Origin of the sequence: Krasilnikovia sp. MM14-A1259 (genome assembly GCF_047159535.1) — a bacterium.
Taxonomy (GTDB): domain Bacteria; phylum Actinomycetota; class Actinomycetes; order Mycobacteriales; family Micromonosporaceae; genus Actinoplanes.
Genome location: NZ_BAAGAJ010000002.1, coordinates 941017 through 960762 on the forward strand (window position 1 = coordinate 941017; position 19746 = coordinate 960762).

Here is a 19746-nt window from a genome sequence, read left to right on the forward strand (position 1 = left end):
CCGACCATGAGTAAGGGAACGGAGTGTTGCCGATGGGCGAGCCCGGCGACGCAGACCCGCGCGGTCGTTCCGTGCTGGAGCTGATCACGCTGGTCAGCCTGTCGCACGTCAACGACCCGGCGACCACCAGCCTGTACCCGGGCGACCCGCCGTTCACGCTGGAGTCCGCGGCGACCATCGCGCGGGAGGGCTACCACCTCCAGTACGTCCGCGAGGGTGAGCACACCGGCACCCACTGGAGCGCTCCCGGGCATTTCACGGCGGGCGAGGCGCTCGCCGACGGCCTCGACCCGGGCGACCTCTTCCGGCCTGCCGTCAAGATCGACGTCCGGGACCGGTGCGCCCACGACCCCGACTACGTTCTCACGGTCGCCGACCTGCGCGATTTCGAGCACGCCCACGGCCGCATCCCGGACGGCGCCGCGGTCGTCATGTGGACCGGCTGGGAGTCGCGCTGGGGCACGGACGCCTTTTTTGCGTACGACGCCGACGGGGTGATGCATCAGCCCGGCTTCTCGGTGACGGCGCTGCAATGGCTGGTGGACACCGGGCGTCTCGGCCGCAACGGCGCGCTGGGGACGGACACGTTCGGCCCCGACGTGGGCACCGACCGCACGTACGCGGTGTCCCGGCTGCTCCACCACCGGCGCCGGATCAGCCTGGAAGCCCTGGCCAACCTCGCGTCCCTGCCCGCCGCCGGCGCGTACATCCTGTGCGGGGGACAGATCAACCGCAACGGCTCCGGATCCACCGCGCTCATCTACGGGGTGCTCCCACCGGCCGGCTGAGCGCCCCCCTACTCGAACAGGGAATGATGGCGGCCGCCCTCGGCGCGCAGCCGGGCCCGCCGCCGCAACTGCACCACCACGCCGTCGACCGCGGCCACCAGCGCCCACGCGGCGAGCAGCCATCCGGGCACGGTCCAGCCGCCGCGCCACAGCAGCACGGCCAGCACGGAACAGACGACGAAACCGAACACGGCCAGCACCAGTCGCAGGTTCAGCGCGCTGTACGGATGGCCGACCGTCCCGCGCCGGCCGGGCGGCTGTGCTCCGATCGGCATGGCCAGCGCCTACCCGGCCTGCCCGGCGCGTAAACCCGCGGGCCCGGTCGGACCGGTGCGACACGCCCGTCCACCGCGGTGTGCGGGGGCCGAGGGACCCGCCACCAGCGAAAAGGTACGGAAAAGGAGGCGGTGTCCGCGGAACGGGGGAAGCCCGCGGACACCGCCTCCGGCCGGTGGGGGAACCGACGTGTCAGGCCGCCAGGGCCAGGTTCTCGCGGACGACCGGCGCGTACTCGTTGCGGCGCAGCCGGGCGAAGATGGTGAACGTGTCGCGCAGGGTGCGGACGATGGCGCTGCGGCCGACGGTGGAGCCGGCGGTGCGCTCCTCGAGGCGGACCGGCGCGCCGATGAAGTTGCGGATGCCGGCGGCCTTGGCGGCGACGAAGAACTCCAGGTCGAAGGCGAAGCGGCGCTCGCGCAGGCTGGGGAGCAGGCCGGCGAGGACGTCACGGCGGAAGATCTTGCAGCCGGTCTGGCTGTCCCGGATGCCCAGGAAGAACAGCACGGACACCAGGGTCGAGTAGACGATCGAGACGATCTTGCGGAAGCCGGTGGCGCCGCTGGTCGACAGCGCGTGACGCTTGTCGGCGTACACACCGGCGTGCGCGCCGCTGCGGGCGAGCTGCAGGTACTGGACCAGGTGGGCGGGGTCGATGTCGCCGTCGGCGTCGATGAAGCCGATCCAGGCGCCGCGGGCGGCGGCGAAGCCGGTGTGCAGCGCGGCGCCCTTGCCCTGGTTGACCGCGTTCACGATGACCCGCACGCCCGGGATCCCGGCGAGGGTCTGCTCGGAGCCGTCGGTGCTGCCGTCGGAGACCGCGACGACCTCGAACCCGACGCCGGCCTCGGTCAGGCAGGCGACCAGCCGCTGCACGGTCGGGCGCAGCGCCATGCCGGGGTTGTAGAAGGGGACCACGACGGTGAGCTCGACGCCCGCGGTGGCGGGGCTCCACAGCGTGGCGTCGGCGAGCTGCGACGCGGCGGCGGTGGCGGCGGGGCGGGCGATCAGCGTTGCGGTCATGCCCCCGTAGTTCGGCGCCCAACCTCAAGACAACCTCTAGCGGCATTCAAGCCGACGGCAAGCTTGGCTCCGATTCCGGATCAGCGGGCCGGCGAACGCGGCCACAGCGGCTCCGCGGCCGCCTCTTCCGTCTCGCGCAGCACCCGCAGCACGTTGCGTCCCGTCAGTTTCATCAGGTCCGCCTCGGACCAGCCGCGCTGCGCCAGCTCGGCCAGCAGCCGCGGATATCCCGACACGTCCGCCAAGCCGGCCGGCAGCCGGTCCGTGCCGTCGTAGTCGCCACCGAGCCCGATGTGATCCACCCCGGCGGCCTCCCGGGCGTACTCCACGTGGTCGGCGACCTGGGCGAGGGTCGCCTCGGGCCGCGGGTGGGCGGCCAGCCAGACCTGCAGGGCGGGGTCGTCGTCCGGGTCGGGCTGCGGCGCGGACGCCACGAGCGCGGCGGCGGACTCCCCGGGCCGGGGCGCGCGGGGCCAGGGCTCGTCGGCGGGCGGCAGGCCGAGCCGGTCACGTTCGGCCACGTACGCCGCGGACCACTCCACGACCGCGGGCGACACGAACGCCGGCACGAACGTCACCTGCACCACCCCGCCGTTGCCGCGCAGCCGGGCCAGGACGTCGTCGGGAACGTTGCGGGGATGGTCGGTCAGCGCCCGGCACGACGAGTGGCTGAACAGCACCGGCGCGGCGGCCACGTCGAGGGCGGCGTGCATGGTGACCGGGGCCACATGCGACAGGTCGACCATGACCCCGATGCGCTGCATCTCCCGCACGACGGCCCGCCCGGCATCGTTCAGGCCACCCACCACCGGTGCCACCACGGCCGCGTCCGCCCACGACGTGTGGTGGTTGTGGGTGAGGGTCACGTACCGCACGCCGAGCCGGGCGAAGGAGCGCAGCACCCCCGGTGAGGTGGCCAGGCTGTGCCCGCCCTCGATGCCGAGCAGCGAGGCGATCCGTCCGGCCGCGATCGCCGCCTCCACGGCGTCGGCGTCGTAGGCGATCGCGAGCTCGCCCGGGTACGCCGCGACCAGCCGGTACACCGCGTCGACCTGCTCCATCGTGGCCACCACGGCCTCGGGCTCGGGCAGGTCACCGGGCACGAACACGGACCAGAACTGGGCGCCGACACCGCCGGCACGCAGCCGCGGCAGGTCGGTGTGGAACTCGGGGCGGTGCCGGTCCAGGCCGGACACGTCGTACCCGGCCCGCGCGCGCAGCGCCATGGGCAGGTCGTTGTGCCCGTCGATCACCGGCATGGTGCGCAGCACTCGCGCGACGACGTCAGTCACCCGGCCAGCCTCCCAGATGTGACGTGGGCCACCGTACGGCGGTCCATGATGGGCCGCTGCGCGCCGTACGTTCGGCGCCCTGCCGGGCCCGTGCAGACGCGTACGCAAACCGAAAGTACTAGGTGCAACCGTCGGGCAACCGTCCGGGACCGGGGGGCGCACCGGGCGACCTCGAATCTCTTTCACGTGACCGGCTGACGTGGCCGGAACGAGACGGGGGAGAGATTCGAGTGGGACGCAAGGTCCGCAATTCGGTGACCATGGTCGGTGCGGTGCTCGCGGGTACCGGTACCGCGCTGCTCGCGCCGCTCGGCGCGCACGCCGCGGGCGCGGCCACCACCCAGGTGAAGCTGGCGGCCTCGGACGACTCCTACGTTTCCAGCGTCCGCCGCACCACGGTGTTCGGCGCCGACGACAAGGTGGCGGTCGGCAAGGCCGGCAAGGAGGTCAAGACCGGTTACGTCGAGTTCACGGTCCCGGCCGGTACCAAGGTCTCCGGCGCCCGGCTGGATCTGCCGGTGGACGGCACCGCGGCCGGTGCGGTCACCGTCCGTCGCCTGGCCGGCGGCTTCAACGAGAAGACCCTGACCGCGGCCAACGCTCCCGCCCCGGGCGCGAGCGTCGGCACCGCCAAGGCCACCGGCACGACGCTGAGCATCGACCTGAGCCAGGTCGTGACCAAGCCCGGTGTGTACGCGTTCACGCTGAACTCCAACGCCGCGGTCACCCGGATCCGCTCGGCCGAGAACCCGGCCGGCGGTGCGCAGCTGGTCCTCACCACGCCGGCTCCCAAGCCCACGACGCCGCCGAAGCCGGCGCCGCCGAAGCCGACGACGCCTCCCACGACGCCGCCGGTCACGACGCCGCCGACGACGCCTCCCACCACGCCGCCGACCACGCCGCCCACGACGCCGCCGACCACGCCTCCGGCAGCGAAGGAGTGCGTCACGGGTGACAAGCTGGTCCCGACGTGCGGGGTGCTGTGGGGTGCCGCCGCGGGCGGGTTCACCTCGGCGCCGCGCGACGCGGAGCTGAAGAAGTGGGAGCAGCTGTCCGGCCGGGACGCGTCGATCTTCCACACGTACCACAAGGGCGACGAGGTCTTCCCGACCAAGTCCGAGATCGCGATGACGCAGGACCCGGCGCACCCGCGGGTGCTGCTGGTGAACTGGAAGATCGCGTACGGCTCGACCTGGGCGAAGGTCGCCGCGGGTGAACAGGACAAGCGGATCGACGCGTTCGCCCAGCGGATCAAGACCACGTACCCGCAGAAGTTCTTCCTGGTGCTCAACCACGAGCCGGAGAACGACGTGATCGCGACGAAGGGTTCCGGGATGGAGGCCAAGGACTTCGCCGCCATGTACCGCCACACCATCGCGCGTCTGAAGGCCGATGGCGTGACCAACGCGATCAACGTGATGGCGTACATGGGTAACGAGAAGTGGATGGCGCAGTCCTGGTGGAAGGACCTGTACCCCGGCGACGACGTCGTGGACTGGGTCGGCCTGGACTCCTACGTCTCGGCGGAGAAGGGCTACTACCACTACGGCCAGTTCGGTGACCTGCTCGACCGTCAGCCCACCGGCGGCGGCCAGGGCTGGTACGACTGGGCGATCACGAACCACGCCAGCAAGCCGATCATGATCGCGGAGTGGGGTGTCTACCACCGCATCGGCCACCCGGTCGACAAGAGCGCCGGCTACAACTCGGTGCTGCCGGAGCTGGCCAAGCGCCCGGGGATCAAGGCGATCGTGTACTTCGACACCAAGCACGACGACCAGGGCGACCGCGACATCAGCATCGACAGCACGCCGGGCAACCTGGCCGCGTTCAAGAAGCTGGCCGCCAACCCGCTCTTCAACGTGAAGATCGCCTGACGACCGGCAGCAACGTCCACGAGCCGCCCGGCACCACGCCGGGCGGCTCGTGCCGTGCCCGAAGCGATCACGGACACGGCGCCCGGGGCTCCGCCCCCTGTGACCGCGATCACCTCTCGGGAGGTCGCCATGGCTCCTCTCGATCTTGTCCCGTGGTTGCGGCACCGGTACGGCACAGTTGCGGCAAAACCTGTCCCACGCTGCGGTGAACCCCTCAGATCCGCGGGCGCCTGCCCGATCTCCACGAGGACGGCGTGCCAAACCGGCATGCGAGCCCCACGGTCTCGGGAGGTGCCGGCGATGAGTCTCAGGCGCGTTCGCGTGGTCGTCGGTGGCATGCGCCCCGGCACCGCCGTCGTGCTCGGGCTCGTCGCGGTGTTCGCCGTCTGGATGTCCACCGGACTGGGCGGCGACACCGTCACCCGCATGGTGTCGAACGTCGGGACGCTGCTGCTGACCCTGGCCGCGGCCGGCGCCTGCGTGCTGCGGGGCACCCGGCGCCGCGGCCGGGTGCGCGGCTTCTGGTACGGCATGGCGGTCGGCCTGCTGTCGTGGTCGCTCGGGCAGGGAATCTGGACCTGGCAGGAGAGCGTGCTGCACCACGAGGTGCCGTTCCCCTCGGTGGCGGATGTCAGCTACGTCGCGATGATGCCGTTCTTCACCGCCGCGCTGATGTTCGCGCCGGTCGCCCGGCAGACCCTCGCGCACCGGGTGCGCAGCGTCGTGGACGGCCTGATGATCGCCACGTCGCTGCTGCTGGTCGTGTGGCTCCTGGTGATCTCCCCGTTGATCGGGACGTCCGGCAACTCGCTCGGTGGTCTCGCGGTGATGCTCGCGTACCCGCTGGGCGACGTCGTCCTGATCACGGTCATGCTGCACATGCTCGCGCTGCTGCGCCGCCAGGGCGAAGAGTACGGGCCGCCGCTGCTCATCGGCGCCGCCATGGTGATCATCTGCGTGACGGATTCGGTGTACGTCTTCACCTCGCTCCAGGGCGGCTACAACACCGGCGGCCTGCTCGACGTCGGCTGGTTCGCGGGCTTCGCGCTGGTCCTGCTGGCGGCGAGGCTGCCGATGCGGCAGGTGGCCGAGCGCGTGGAGCGCGACACCGTCGCGGAGGCGGAGCGGCCGTTCGCGATCGTGCTGCCGTACGCGGCCGTCGTCGCCGCCATCGTGGTCAGCGTCGTCTGGTTCGCGCGCACCGGCCACGCGGATGCGTTCTTCGCCTGGTCCCGGACGATCCTGATCGTGCTGGTCCTGGCCCGCCAGCTCATCACGCTGCGCGAGAACCGGCACCTGACCCGGTACCTGGAGGCCCGCGTCTCGGTCCGGACCACGGAGCTGCACGCGAGCGAGCAGCGTTTCCGCGCCCTGGTGCAGCAGAGCTCCGACTCCGTCGCGATCATCTCGTCCGATTCCACGATCCGCTACCAGAGCGACTCCGTGGAACGGATCTTCGGATATCCCGCGTCGATGCTGCTGGGCCACCGCCTGACCGAGGTCACGGGCCGGGACGCGGGCCCGCGCATCGCCGCGGCCATCGATTCGGTGCGCCACGAGCTGTACGCGTCGACCGTGCTGGAGGTGCACCTGCGGCACTTCGACGGTTCGGTGCGGCTGGCCGAGATGACCATCACGAACCTGCTCGACGACCCGGCCGTCGGCGGTTTCGTCCTCAACACCCGCGACATCCACGACGCCAAGGAACTGCAGGATCAACTGCTGCACGCGGCGTACCACGACGGGCTCACCGGGCTCGCCAGCCGGGCGCTGTTCCGGGAGCGGCTGGAGGAGGCTCTGGCCGCCGGCCCGCGCGCCGAGGTGGCGATCCTGTTCCTGGACCTCGACGGGTTCAAGGAGGTCAACGACAGCCTCGGGCACGCCGCGGGCGACGAGCTGCTGGTCCGGGTGGCCGCCCGGATCCGGGAGACGGTCCGCGAGGTGGACACCGTGGCCCGCTTCGGCGGCGACGAGTTCGCGGTGCTGGTGCAGTCCATCGCGGCCACCACGGACGCCGAGGCGGTCGGCCGGCGCATCGTGGCGGCGATCAGCGAGCCGGTCGCCGTCGGGGGCCGGGAACTGCACGTCGGGGCCAGCATCGGGCTTGCCTCGGGTGCCGACGCGGACGACACCGACCAGCTGCTGCGCAACGCCGACCTGGCCATGTACAAGGCGAAGTCGGGCGGTGGCGGCGGCGTCGCCAGCTACGACCCGCAGATGCACAACGTGCTCGTGGAGCGCCTGCAGCTGGAGGCCGATCTGCGGGTCGCGCTGGAGCGCGGCGAGCTCGCGCTGCACTACCAGCCGACGGTGGATCTGCAGTCCGGCCTGATCGTCGGCTTCGAGGCGCTGGTGCGCTGGCACCACCCGACCCGCGGGATGGTCTCGCCGCTGGAGTTCATCGGCATCGCGGAGGCGACCGGCCTGATCGTGCCGCTGGGCCGCTGGGTGCTCGCCGAGGCGTGCCGGCAGGCCGTTGCCTGGGGCGCCGGCGCGGACCGCGACCTCTCGATGGCGGTCAACGTCTCGGTGCGGCAGTTCGAGCACTGCGATCTCGCCGAGACCGTCGCCGAGGTGCTCGCCGAGACCGGGATGCGCGCCGACCGGCTGCGCCTGGAGATGACCGAGAGCGTGCTGCTCACGGACACCGACGAGAACCTCGCACAGCTGCAGCGGGTCCGGGCGCTGGGCGTCACGCTCGCGATGGACGACTTCGGCACCGGGTACTCGTCGCTGGCGTACCTTCGGCGGTTCCCGATGGAGATCCTGAAGATCGACCGGTCGTTCGTGGACCGCCTCGGCGGCGGGGACCGCGAGGACATCGCGCTGGTCCGGACGATCGTGCAGCTCGGGCAGAGTCTCGGCATGGCCACCGTCGCCGAGGGCATCGAGGACGAGGTTCAGCTCGCCGCGTTGCGGGAGATGGGCTGCCCGTTCGCGCAGGGCTTCTTCCTGTCCAGGCCGCTTCCGGCCCCGGAGGCGGGCCGCCTGCTGGTGCACGGCCTGCCCACCCCCGCCATCGCGGCCTGAATCCGGCCGGGCCGCCCGCCCCGGTCACATGCGGCGGGCGGCGGTGGCTTCGGCGGCCTCGGCGGTCTCCCGTACGGCGACCTCGACCGGCGTCGGCGCCAGCCCGAACGTGCGCTGGGTGAGGTCGCTGTCGAGCACGAACGGCGCATAGAACTGGTAGTCCATCTCGGCCAGCTCGCGGGCCATCGGCACGACCATCCCGGCGGTACGCATCACGAACCGGGGCATCGTCCGCACGGTGATCGGCGCGGCGCCGGTCAGCGCGCAGTACTGCCGGGCCAGCTCCCGTACGGTGACCGGCGCGGCCGACGGTGCGTGCCATGCGTGGCCGTGTGCCCGCTCGTCGCGGGCCAGGGTGATCAGCGCCCGGGCCATGTCGCCGGTGTAGGTGAACGTGTGCGGCAGGTCGGGGTCGGCGGGCATCCAGGCGGTCCGGCCCTTGCGGGCGGCGGGCAGGATCACCGCGGAGAAGACCCCGGTGGCGCCCGCGCCCAGGTAGTCCGAGCCGCGCACCTCGACCGTGCGTACGCCGCCGGCCAGCGCGTCGCGCCACATCCGGATCCGGACCCGGCCCTTGCGGCCGGTCGCGGCGAGCGGGGTGTGCTCGGTCATCCGGCCGTCGGGCTGCGGGCCGTAGCCGTAGAGGTTGCCGGTGATCGCATAGACCGCGCCGGCCGACCGGGCCGCCGCGATCATGGCGTCGTTCATCGGTGGCCAGAGCTTCTCCCACTCGGTGTAGCGGGGGTTGGCGCAGTTGTAGAGCACCTCGGCTCCGGCGGTGAGCGCGGTCAGCCGGTCGGAGGAGGCGTCGGCGGCGACCCGTTCGATCAGCGGGCGTTCCGGTCCGGTGCCGCTGCGGGTCACCATCCGGACGCTCTCGCCCTGCGCGGCCAGGAGCCGGGCGACCGTGGTGCCGATCGGGCCGGATCCGACGACGACATGCTGTGCCATGACGTTCTCCTTTGCGAGCACTGCTCTCTACGGAGAACGACAGTTCCACATCTGCGAAGGAAACGCAAGAGCACTGCTCTCGATATGGCACACTGTTCGCATGCGCGCTTCAGGGGTTCGCGCCCGGGTCCGGGCCGAGATGACCGAAGAGATCAAGGCAGTGGCCGTGCGCCACCTCGCCAGCGACGGGGCGAACCTGTCGTTGCGCGCGGTCGCCCGCGACCTCGGCATGGCGTCCTCCGCGGTCTACCGCTACTTCACCAGCCGCGACGACCTGCTCACCGCACTCATCATCGATGCGTACGACGCCGTGGGGGCGGCCGCCGAAAATGCCGACGACCCGGACGCGGCGCCGCTGGACCGGCTGCTGGCGGTCGCCTCCGCGGTACGTGACTGGGCCCTCGCCCAGCCACACCGGTGGGCCCTCATCTACGGCACCCCGGTACCCGGCTATCAGGCGCCGCAGGACACCGTCGGCCCCGGCATCCGGGTACCGCTGCTGATCGGGCACATCCTCATGGACGCGCACCAGGCCGGCCGGCTGCACCTCGGCGAGCCCCTGACCGGCCGGTACGCCGAGGAGCTTGCCGCCGCGGCCGCCGGGCTCGGCCCCGACGTGCCGGTACGGCTGCTCGCCGGCACGTTCGCGCTGTACTTCCACCTGTGCGGCGCGATCAGCGGAGAACTGTTCGGCCAGCTCGCCAACTCCATCGAGGAGGACCGGCGGGGGTTCTTCGAGTTCCAGATGCGTGGTGCGGTCCGCGCCACGGGCCTGGAACCCGCGGCCGATCAGGCGGGCGGGGCGGCGTAGCCGGGGGAAGTGCGGCAGGGGGCGGGAACTTCGTGCCAGGATGGCGGCGAGAGTCCGGGTTCAGGTGGGAGACAGCATGAGTGGACACGTGTCCGACAGCGTGGAGTGGCAGGCGTTGCAGGGTCACGCCGAGAAGTTCTCGGCGGTGCACCTGCGGGAGCTGTTCGACGCCGACCCCCGGCGCGGCGAGCGGCTCACCGCCGGAGTCGGCGACCTCTACGTGGACTACAGCAAGAACCTGGTCACCGACGAGGTGATGGCCTCCCTGCTGGCGCTGGCCGAGCGGGCCCGGCTGCGCGAGCGCATCGAGGCGATGTTCTCCGGGCAGCACATCAACACCACCGAGGACCGGGCGGTGCTGCACACCGCGCTGCGGCTGCCGCGTACGGCGTCGCTGGTCGTGGACGGCCAGGACGTGGTCGCGGACGTGCACGCGGTGCTGGACCGGATGGCCGCGTTCAGCGAACGGGTCCGCTCGGGCCAGTGGCAGGGCCACACCGGCCAGCGGATCCGTACGGTGGTCAACATCGGCATCGGCGGCTCCGATCTCGGCCCGGTGATGGCGTACGAGGCGCTGAAGGCGTACAAGGATCCGCAGCTCGAGTGCCGGTTCGTGTCCAACATCGACCCGACGGACCTGTGGCAGAAGACCCACGACCTCGACCCGGCGACCACGTTGTTCATCGTGGTGTCCAAGACGTTCACCACGCAGGAGACGCTGACCAACGCGCGGCACGCCCGCGACTGGCTGCTCGCCGGCCTCGGCGATGACCAGTCGGCGGTGGCCAAGCACTTCGTGGCGGTCAGCACGAACGCCCAGCGGGTCGCCGAGTTCGGCATCGACACCGAGAACATGTTCGGCTTCTGGGACTGGGTGGGCGGCCGGTACTCGCTGCCCTCGGCGGTCGGGTTGTCCGTGATGGTGGCGGTGGGCCCGGAGCACTTCCGCGCGATGCTGGCCGGCTACCACACCGTGGACGAGCACTTCCGCACCGCGCCGCTGGAGCGCAACGTCCCGGCCCTGCTGGGGCTGCTCAACGTCTGGTACGACACGTTCCTGGGCGCCCAGTCGCACGCGGTGCTGCCGTACGCGCAGTATCTGCACCGGTTCGCCGCCTACCTGCAGCAGCTCACCATGGAGAGCAACGGCAAATCGGTGCGCCTGGACGGCACCCCGGCCGAGTTCGGAACCGGGGAGATCTTCTGGGGCGAGCCCGGCACCAACGGCCAGCACGCGTTCTACCAGTTGATCCACCAGGGGACGAAGCTGATCCCGGCCGACTTCATCGGCTTCTCCGAGCCCAACCACGACCTCGGCGAGATGCACGACCTGTTCATGTCGAACTTCCTCGCCCAGACCGGCGCGCTGGCCTTCGGCCGGACCGCCGAGCAGGTGCGCGCCGAAGGGGTGCCCGAGGCGCTGGTGCCGCACAAGGTCATGCAGGGCAACCATCCCACCACGACCATCCTCGGCCATCGGCTCACGCCCTCGACGCTGGGCCAGCTGATCGCCCTGTACGAGCACATCGTGTTCACCCAGGGCACCGTCTGGGAGATCAACCCGTTCGACCAGTGGGGTGTGGAACTGGGCAAGGTGATGGCGAACCAGCTGGCGCCGAAGCTGACCGCCACCGCCGAGCCGCCGGCCACGGACGACTCGTCGACCACCGCGCTGATCGCCCGGTACCGCGCCCAGCGCGGGCGCTGACCCGCCCGTTTCTGTCGGTCCCCCGGCGTAGGCTGCCGCCGTGCAGATCACCGGAGCCGACGCCCTGTCCCTGCGCCTGCGCAGTCTGCTGCTGCGCGCGCACCCGGGCGCGGCACCCGGCGACGTCGCCGGGATAGTGGAGTGGTTCGGCGCCATGCAGGCGCAGGATCTGGCCAGCGGCCAGTGGTCTCTGGGGGTGCGGCTGCCCGGCCGCACCCTGGCGGAGATCGACGCGGCCCTGGAGCGGCGCGAGGCGATCCGCACCTGGCCGATGCGGGGGACGGTCCACCTCGTGCCGCCCGCCGACGCGCACTGGATGCTCGACCTCATGGGCGTGCGCGCCCTCGCCGGGGCCGCCAAGCGCCGGGCGTTCCTGGGGCTGGACGACCACACCGCGGAGCGCAGTGTGGACGTGCTGGGCGCCGCGCTTGCGGGCGGCGGGCGCCTGACCCGGGCGCAGTGCCTGGCCGCGCTGGCCGAGGGCGGCGTCGAGGTCTCCGGCCAGCTCGGCTACCACCTGCTGTGGTATGCGAGCCAGCGCGGCGTCACGTGCATCGCGCCCAACATCGGCAAGGAGCAGACGTTCGTCCTGCTCGACGAGTGGGTGCCGCAGCCGAACCGGCCCGGCCGGGAGGAAGCGCTCGGCATCATCGCGCTGCGCTACTTCCGCAGCCACGGCCCCGCGCCGCGCAAGGACTTCGCGGGCTGGACCGGCCTGACCATGGCGGACGTGAAGGTGGGCATCGCCGCGGCGGGCGCCGCGCTCACCACGGTCGACGTGGACGGGGTGGAGATGATCGCCGACGCGGCCCTGCTCGACGCCGGCGCGGGCGCGCCGGACGACACTTGGTGGGCGCTGCCCGGCTTCGACGAGTTCCTGCTGGGTTACAAGGACCGGTCGCTGATGGTGGACGACGCCGACATGCAGGCGATCATCCCGGGCGGCAACGGGGTCTTCCGGGCCACGATCGTGCGTGCGGGCAAGGTGGTCGCCACCTGGACGCACACTGTGGGCCGCGCGGCGGTCACGATCGACGTGCTGCCCCTGGCCGGCCTGCGGGCGGGGGAGCGGCAGCACGCGGAGCAGACCCTGCAGGCGTATGGCGACTTCCACGGCCTGCCGTCGAAGATCCGGTGGGCGCATTCCTGACCCGTACGAGAGGGGTACCGCCATGGAGACGATCACCTCCGCCGACGGCACGACGATCGCGTACCGGGCGGTCGGTGCGGGCCCGCCGCTGATCGTGGTCGCCGGGGCCTTCCACGATCACACGGTCGGTGACCCCCTGGCCGCCGCGCTCGCGGGCGATCACACGGTCGTCGGCTACGACCGGCGGGCCCGTGGCCGCAGCGGCGACACCCGCCCGTACGCGATCGATCGGGAGGTCGAGGACCTGGCCGCGGTGATCGACGCGGCCGGCGGCCGGGCGGCGGTGTTCGGCTACTCCTCGGGTGGTGTGCTCGCGCTGCGCGCCGCGTCCGCCGGTCCGGCCGCCGCGGGCATCACCCACCTCGCGTTGTACGAGCCCCCGTTCCTGCTCGCGCAGGCCCCGCCCCGGCCCGCCGACCTGCCGGCCCGGCTCGATGCGCTCGTGCAGCAGGGCCGGCGCGGTGACGCGGTCGCGTTGTTCCAGACCGAGGCGATCGGGCTCGCGCCCGAGACCGTCGCGCAGTTGCGGCAGTCCCCGATGTGGACGGGCCTCGAGGCGCTGGCGCAGAGCGTGGTCTACGACGCCACGATCACCACGGAGCTCGCCGTGCCCACCCCCGCGATGACCGCGGTCCGTGTGCCGACCGTGGTGCTCAACGGTGCCGCGACCTGGCCGTGGCTCGCGCAGGCTGCCGGTGCGCTGGCGGCGTCGCTGCCCGCGGCGCGGCACACGCAGGTCCCCGGCGGCGAGAACCACGGCATTCCGGCGGAGGCCACGGCCGCGGTGCTGCGCAGCTTCCTCGCCACCTGAGCTAATCTGTTAACAACCCTTGCAATTGCTGTTCACAATCGTCAATATGTTTGGCACCAGCCTGGATCGCGGACTTCAGGAGTGCCATGAGAATTCGACGTCGGGCGTTTGCCCTGATCACCGGCGCGGCGATGACCATCGCGATGGCGGTCGTAGTCGCGCCCGACGGCATGGCCGCCGTCTCCACCGCGGACAGTGCCGCGGTCGCCTGCACCGCCCCGGCGTGGGCGGAGGGCACCACCTACCCGGCCGGGACTCAGGTGACCTATCAGGGCCGTCTCTATCAGGCCCTGGTGACGCACACCGCCTACCCGGGCGCCGGCTGGAACCCGGCCGCCACCCCGTCGCTGTGGACGGATCTGGGCGCATGCTCGGGCACCACCCCGCCGACGATGCCACCGACGACCACCCCGCCCACGACGCCACCGACGACCCCTCCCACCACACCACCCACCACCGCGCCCACGACGACGCCGGCGGGTGATACGTGCGCGGTGAAGTCCCGTCCCGCGGGCAAGGTCCTCGTCGGCTACTGGGAGAACTGGGACGGCGCCGCGAACGGCGTGCACCCCGGCCTCGGCTGGATCCCGGTCACCGACAACCGGCTCGCCCAGCACGGATACAACGTCATCAACGCCGCGTTCCCGGTGATTCGCGCGGACGGCACCGTGCTGTGGGAGGACGGCATGGACGCGGGCGTCAAGGTGGCCACCCCGGCGCAGATGTGCCAGGCCAAGGCGTCCGGCGCGACCATCCTCATGTCGATCGGCGGCGCGGCGGCGGGCATCGACCTGAGCTCCAGCGCGGTGGCCGACCGGTTCGTCGCCACGATCGTGCCGATCCTGAAGAAGTACAACTTCGACGGCATCGACATCGACATCGAGACCGGCCTCACCGGCAGCGGCAGCATCGGCACGCTGTCGGCCTCGCAGGCGAACCTGATCCGGATCATCGACGGGGTGCTCGCGCAGATGCCGTCGACGTTCGGCCTGACCATGGCGCCCGAGACCGCGTACGTCACCGGCGGCAGCGTGACCTATGGCTCGATCTGGGGCGCGTACCTGCCGATCATCAAGAAGTACGTGGACAACGGCCGGCTGTGGTGGCTGAACATGCAGTACTACAACGGCAGCATGTACGGCTGCGCGGGCGACTCGTACCAGGCGGGCACCGTGCAGGGCTTCGTCACCCAGACCCAGTGCCTCAACTCCGGCCTGGTCGTGCAGGGCACCACGATCCGCGTCCCGTACGACCGGCAGGTCCCCGGCCTGCCCGCCCAGCCGGGTGCGGGCGGCGGGTACATGAGCCCGTCGCTGGTCGCCCAGGCGTACGGCAGAGTCAGCGGGATCAAGGGCCTGATGACCTGGTCGGCGAACTGGGACGGTTCCCTCGGCTGGACGTTCGGCGACAACGTCCGGGCGCTGCAGGGCCGCTGATGCCACGCCCGCCCGGGGTCTGGGCCCCCCCGGGCGGGCGTACCTGCGTTCTGCGCGGTCGTCTCCTGAGCCGTGGCCGCGTGCGACACTGGCCGGGCGTGAGGGCGCTCACCGCACACAACTTGTCTGACTATGAAATAGTTGACGAGTCAAAGATGTTGTGCGGGGCAGTTCGGGGCGTGCCCGCCCCGGCCCGAGGCTCAGGAGCGACCATGCAGTTCGGGATCTTCACGGTCGGCGACGTCACGCCCGACCCCACCACCGGGCGGACGCCGACCGAGCACGAGCGGATCACGGCGATGGTGACGATCGCCCGCAAGGCCGAGGAGGTCGGGCTCGACGTCTTCGCCACCGGCGAGCACCACAACGAGCCGTTCGTCCCGTCCTCGCCCACCACCCTGCTCGGCTACATCGCGGGACAGACCTCCACCCTGCTGCTGTCGACCGCCACCACGCTGATCACGACCAACGACCCGGTCAAGATCGCCGAGGACTACGCGATGTTGCAGCATCTGTCCGGTGGCCGGGTCGACCTCATGATGGGGCGCGGCAATACCGGGCCGGTCTACCCGTGGTTCGGCAAGGACATCCGCGCCGGCATCCCGCTCGCGATCGAGAACTACGCGCTGCTGCACCGGCTCTGGCGCGAGCACGTGGTCGACTGGTCCGGCAAGTTCCGCACCCCGCTGCAGTCGTTCACCTCGACGCCGCGTCCGCTCGACGGCGTGCCGCCGTTCGTCTGGCACGGCTCCATCCGCAGCCCGGAGATCGCCGAGCAGGCCGCGTACTACGGCGACGGCTTCTTCGCCAACCACATCTTCTGGCCGCCCTCGCACACCCAGAAGATGGTCGCGCTGTACCGCGAGCGCTTCGCCCACTACGGCCACGGCGACGCCGACCAGGCCATCGTCGGCCTCGGCGGGCAGGTGTTCATGCGCCGCAACTCGCAGGACGCGATCGCTGAGTTCCGGCCGTACTTCGACAACGCCCCGGTGTACGGCCACGGCCCGTCGCTGGAGGATTTCACCGAGCAGACCCCGCTGACCGTGGGCAGCCCGCAGCAGGTGATCGACCGCACGCTCGGCTTCCGCGAGTACGTCGGCGACTACCAGCGCCAGCTGTTCCTTCTCGACCACGCCGGGCTGCCGCTCAAGACCGTCCTGGAGCAGCTCGACCTGCTCGGCGAGATCGTGCCGGTGCTGCGCCGCGAGTTCGCCGCGCGCAAGCCCGCGCACGTGCCCGAGGCGCCCGTCCACGCCTCGCTGCTCGCCGCCCGCCCGCAACCGGAAGAGGTGACGCAGTGACCGCGCGCCGGCTCGTCGTGGTGAGCGCCGGACTGACCCGGCCCTCGTCCACCCGGCTGCTCGCCGACCGGCTCGCCGCGGCCACCGTGGCCGCGGCCGACGGCACGCCGCCGGAGGTACGCGTGGTCGAGCTGCGGGAGCTCGCCCACGACATCACCAACCACCTGCTCACCGGCTTCGCTCCGGCAGCCCTCGCCGATGCCCTCGACGCGGTCGCCTCCGCCGACGCGCTGATCGCGGTCACGCCGATCTTCAGCGCCAGCTACAGCGGGCTGTTCAAGTCGTTCTTCGACGTGCTGGAGCCCGGTGCGCTTACGGGCACGCCGGTGCTGATCGCGGCGACCGCCGGCACCGCACGTCACTCGCTCGCGTTGGAGCATGCCCTGCGGCCGCTGTTCACGTACCTCGGGGCGGTCGTCGTGCCCACCGCCGTGCTGGCCGCGGGCGACGACTGGGCCGGCGCCCAGGCTCGTGGGCCGCTGCACGCGCGCATCGACCGGGCCGCGGGCGAGCTCGCCCGCGAGATGGCCCGCCGGGACCCGGCCGCCGCCGCGGACCCGTTCGCCCTGACCACCGTGTTCGAGGATCTGCTCGCGGGGTAGACACCGGTGCACCACGGAGGATGACCATGACGCAGATCGTCCTGATCCGGCACGGGCAGACCCCGTGGAGCGCGGCCGGGCGGCACACGTCGTACACCGACATGGAGCTGGATCCGGACGGCCAGGAGCAGGCCCGGGCGCTCGCCGCCCGCCTGGCCGGGAGGCGTTTCGCGGCGATCCTGTCCAGTCCGCGGGCGCGGGCGCTGCGCACCGCGGAGCTGGCCGGGCTCGCGGTCACCGAGGTCACCGACGACCTGGCGGAGTGGAACTACGGCGAGTACGAGGGCATCACCACCGCGCAGATCCACGAGCACCGGCCCGGCTGGTCGCTGTGGACCGACGGCTGCCCCGGCGGGGAGTCCCCGGACCAGGTGGGTGCCCGCCTGGACCGGGTGCTGAAGCACGCGACCGGCCTGCTCGCCGACGGTGACGTCGCTCTGGTGGCGCACGGTCACGCCTTGCGCGTGGCCGGCGCCCGCTGGATCGGCCTGCCGCCCGGCGAGGGCGGCCGGCTCCGGCTCGACACGGCCACCCTGTCCGCGCTCGGCTTCGAACACGGCACCCCGGTCCTGGACACCTGGAACGCCCCCGGCTGACCCGCGGTCAGTACGGTGGACCCGGCGCAGGGCCCGGTCTGCGTGCGGCGCGGAAGGGCGGTCGTCATGGTCGATGGCAGGGTGCGGCGTGTCACCAGTGCGGACGTCGCCCGTGAGGCCGGGGTGTCGCGCGCCACGGTCAGCTACGTCCTCAACGACACTCCACACCAGAGCATCCCGGCCGAGACCCGGCGCCGGGTGCTGGAGGCCGCCGCGCGCCTGGACTACGCGCCGTCCGCGGCCGCCCGGACGCTGCGCCGGGGGCGCTCCGACGTGGTGCTGTGCCTGCTGCCCGACTGGCCGGTCGGGCCCGAGGTCGGCGCGTTGCTCGGCAACCTCTCCGCCCAGCTGGCCCGGCGCGGCCTGACCCTGGTCGCGCACCCGTCGACCCGGGAGGACCGGCCGATCGCCGAGATCTGGAAGGCGATCACCCCGGCCGCCGTGCTCGCGTTCGAGGACCTGTCGGAGGCGGAGAACGCGGCGATGCGCGCGGCGGGTGTGGCGCTGCTGGTCGCGTTGCTGGGCCGGTCCCGGCAGCGCCGCCACGAGCTGGAGGTGCCGCAGCAGCGGGTGGGCCGGTTGCAGGCCGAGCACCTGGCGGCTCTCGGGCACGAGCGGCTGGGATACGCGTACCCGGACGATCCGCGGGTCGCCATCTTCGCCGACCCGCGCCGGGAGGGGGCCCGCGCGGCGTGCGCGGCTCTGGGACTGCCCGCCCCGGTCACCTGCACGGTCCCGCTGGACGGTGCCGCCGCGGCATCGGCGGTGCGCGCCTGGCGCGACGCCGGGGTGACTGCGGTGTGCGCGTACAACGACGAGGTGGCCCTGGCCGTGCTGGCCGGGTTGCGGGTGTGCGGGCTGCGGGCGCCGGGCGACCTCGCGGTGGTGGGGGTGGACGACATCCCGGCGGCAGGTCTGGCCGACCCCGCCCTCAGTACGGTCACCACCGACCAGTCCGCGGTGGCGGCGCACCTGGCCGAGACGATCGTGGAGGTCATCCACGGGCGTACCGAACCACCCGGGCCGGGCGACGAGATCACCCGCGTCGTGCGCCGCGCGTCGACCTGAGCCCGCGGCCGTGCACTGTCGACGTTCGGCCACCGCGACCGGCCGAAGTGGCTACCGTGAGTGTCGGGCCGCAGGTGACCGGCGACGAATCGGGGGCTTCGGATGGCATCGTGGCGGACGGTGGCGGCAGCGGTGGGAGCGGTCGTGCTGACGGCTGTGACGGCGGTGGCCGGGCCGGCACCGGCCCGGGCGGCCGCGCCGGGACGGGCCATGTGGTTGTGGAACCGCGCTGACCCGGCCGCCGTGATCACCTGGGCGAAGGCCAACGACGTGCGGGAGATCTTCGCGTTCGTCGAGCCCAACGTCGCGTCCAGCGGTGATCTTCCGCGGCTGAAGGACCTCAAGAAACGCGCGGACAGGGCGGGCATCGCCCTGTCCGCGCTCGGCGGCGAGCCGGGCTGGGTGTTCGACGTCGCCGCTGCGCGCGCCTGGCAGAAGTCGGCCCTGGGCACCAAACTGTTCGCGCGTAGCCACGTCGACGTCGAACCGTACGTGCTCAACGCGTGGAGCGCCGACCAGGCCGGCACGGTCGCCGCCCTGCTCCGACTGTTCGACGACCTGCAGGCCGACGACGCGCGCCCGCTGGAGGTCGACGTGCCGTTCTGGTACGACACCATCGCGGCCGAGGGCGGGACTCTCGCCGACGCCGTGCTGGCCCGCGTCGACGCGGTCACCGTGATGAGCTACCGCGACACCGCGACCGGCCCGAACTCGATGATGGACGTGGGCTCCGACATGCTGCTGCGCGGCGGTGCCGCCGGGATACCGGTGCGGCTGGGCGCCGAGACGGCCGCGCTGCCGGACTGCCCGTACTGCACGTTCGCCGAGGAGGGCCGGCAGCAGCTGGACGCCACGCTGGACGACGTGGACCAAGCCGCGGCCGGGTATCCGGCGTTCGCCGGCATCGCCGTGCACCACTACGGATCTTGGAGCACGCTGCGCGACTCGCCGGGCACGTGACATCCTCCGGCGGCGCCCGTATCGGACCGGAAGAAGAACGAGAACAAGAACACGCTGTGACAA

General features: G+C 72.1%; 17 protein-coding genes. 13 read left to right on the forward strand and 4 right to left on the reverse strand.

Annotation, left to right across the window (positions count from 1 at the left end; all coding sequences use genetic code 11):
* Positions 1-32: 32 nt before the first annotated feature.
* Positions 33-788 carry a cyclase family protein gene (locus ACMCNK_RS03925; protein ID WP_412735010.1) on the forward strand — a complete coding sequence of 252 codons (756 nt, stop codon included), beginning with the start codon at positions 33-35 and terminating at the stop codon, positions 786-788.
* Between the two features lie 8 nt (positions 789-796).
* On the opposite strand, the gene ACMCNK_RS03930 is transcribed toward ACMCNK_RS03925, so the two are convergent.
* From ACMCNK_RS03930 to ACMCNK_RS03940, 3 genes are all read right to left on the reverse strand, one after another.
* Positions 797-1063 carry a hypothetical protein gene (locus ACMCNK_RS03930; RefSeq protein ID WP_412735011.1) on the reverse strand — a complete coding sequence of 89 codons (267 nt, stop codon included), beginning with the start codon at positions 1061-1063 and terminating at the stop codon, positions 797-799.
* A 193-nt stretch (positions 1064-1256) separates the two neighbouring features.
* The gene (locus tag ACMCNK_RS03935; RefSeq protein ID WP_412735012.1) at positions 1257-2087 is read right to left on the reverse strand and encodes a glycosyltransferase family 2 protein; all 831 of its coding nucleotides are present in this window, start codon (positions 2085-2087) and stop codon (positions 1257-1259) included.
* A gap of 80 nt (positions 2088-2167) precedes the next feature.
* Positions 2168-3379: a dipeptidase gene (locus tag ACMCNK_RS03940; RefSeq protein WP_412735013.1), complete on the reverse strand. Its 1212-nt coding sequence runs from the start codon at positions 3377-3379 to the stop codon at positions 2168-2170.
* Between the two features lie 230 nt (positions 3380-3609).
* Here ACMCNK_RS03940 and ACMCNK_RS03945 point away from each other — a divergent pair, with 230 nt between their 5' ends.
* Both ACMCNK_RS03945 and ACMCNK_RS03950 read left to right on the forward strand, forming a co-directional pair.
* Positions 3610-5256: a DNRLRE domain-containing protein gene (locus ACMCNK_RS03945; RefSeq protein WP_412735014.1), complete on the forward strand. Its 1647-nt coding sequence runs from the start codon at positions 3610-3612 to the stop codon at positions 5254-5256.
* 300 nt (positions 5257-5556) lie between these two features.
* Positions 5557-8286: a putative bifunctional diguanylate cyclase/phosphodiesterase gene (locus ACMCNK_RS03950; protein ID WP_412735015.1), complete on the forward strand. Its 2730-nt coding sequence runs from the start codon at positions 5557-5559 to the stop codon at positions 8284-8286.
* Between the two features lie 24 nt (positions 8287-8310).
* On the opposite strand, the gene ACMCNK_RS03955 is transcribed toward ACMCNK_RS03950, so the two are convergent.
* Positions 8311-9237, reverse strand: a complete 927-nt coding sequence (locus ACMCNK_RS03955; protein WP_412735016.1) for an NAD-dependent epimerase/dehydratase family protein — start codon at positions 9235-9237, stop codon at positions 8311-8313.
* Positions 9238-9337: 100 nt separating this feature from the next.
* Between ACMCNK_RS03955 and ACMCNK_RS03960 the strand changes: the two genes are divergently transcribed.
* The 10 genes from ACMCNK_RS03960 to ACMCNK_RS04005 all read left to right on the forward strand — a co-directional run bounded on the left by ACMCNK_RS03960 (position 9338) and on the right by ACMCNK_RS04005 (position 19683).
* The gene (locus tag ACMCNK_RS03960; RefSeq protein WP_412735017.1) at positions 9338-10048 is read left to right on the forward strand and encodes a TetR/AcrR family transcriptional regulator; all 711 of its coding nucleotides are present in this window, start codon (positions 9338-9340) and stop codon (positions 10046-10048) included.
* A 76-nt stretch (positions 10049-10124) separates the two neighbouring features.
* The gene (gene pgi / locus ACMCNK_RS03965) at positions 10125-11756 is read left to right on the forward strand and encodes a glucose-6-phosphate isomerase (RefSeq protein ID WP_412735018.1); all 1632 of its coding nucleotides are present in this window, start codon (positions 10125-10127) and stop codon (positions 11754-11756) included.
* A 40-nt stretch (positions 11757-11796) separates the two neighbouring features.
* Complete coding sequence (locus tag ACMCNK_RS03970) at positions 11797-12906, forward strand: winged helix DNA-binding domain-containing protein (protein ID WP_412735019.1); 1110 nt, start codon at positions 11797-11799, stop codon at positions 12904-12906.
* Positions 12907-12928: 22 nt separating this feature from the next.
* Positions 12929-13717 carry an alpha/beta fold hydrolase gene (locus ACMCNK_RS03975; protein ID WP_412735020.1) on the forward strand — a complete coding sequence of 263 codons (789 nt, stop codon included), beginning with the start codon at positions 12929-12931 and terminating at the stop codon, positions 13715-13717.
* A gap of 86 nt (positions 13718-13803) precedes the next feature.
* Positions 13804-15153 carry a carbohydrate-binding protein gene (locus ACMCNK_RS03980; RefSeq protein WP_412735021.1) on the forward strand — a complete coding sequence of 450 codons (1350 nt, stop codon included), beginning with the start codon at positions 13804-13806 and terminating at the stop codon, positions 15151-15153.
* A gap of 212 nt (positions 15154-15365) precedes the next feature.
* A complete protein-coding gene (locus ACMCNK_RS03985) occupies positions 15366-16457 on the forward strand; it encodes an LLM class flavin-dependent oxidoreductase (RefSeq protein ID WP_412735022.1) in 1092 nt (363 codons plus the stop codon).
* Positions 16454-17059 (forward strand): CE1759 family FMN reductase, encoded by a 606-nt coding sequence (locus ACMCNK_RS03990; RefSeq protein ID WP_412735023.1) that lies wholly within the window; start codon positions 16454-16456, stop codon positions 17057-17059. The genes ACMCNK_RS03985 and ACMCNK_RS03990 overlap by 4 nt, the downstream gene beginning before the upstream one ends.
* Positions 17060-17085: 26 nt before the next feature.
* Positions 17086-17655 carry a histidine phosphatase family protein gene (locus ACMCNK_RS03995; protein ID WP_412735024.1) on the forward strand — a complete coding sequence of 190 codons (570 nt, stop codon included), beginning with the start codon at positions 17086-17088 and terminating at the stop codon, positions 17653-17655.
* A gap of 66 nt (positions 17656-17721) precedes the next feature.
* Positions 17722-18723: a LacI family DNA-binding transcriptional regulator gene (locus tag ACMCNK_RS04000; RefSeq protein WP_412735025.1), complete on the forward strand. Its 1002-nt coding sequence runs from the start codon at positions 17722-17724 to the stop codon at positions 18721-18723.
* A gap of 144 nt (positions 18724-18867) precedes the next feature.
* Positions 18868-19683, forward strand: a complete 816-nt coding sequence (locus tag ACMCNK_RS04005; RefSeq protein WP_412735026.1) for a hypothetical protein — start codon at positions 18868-18870, stop codon at positions 19681-19683.
* Positions 19684-19746 lie beyond the last annotated feature (63 nt).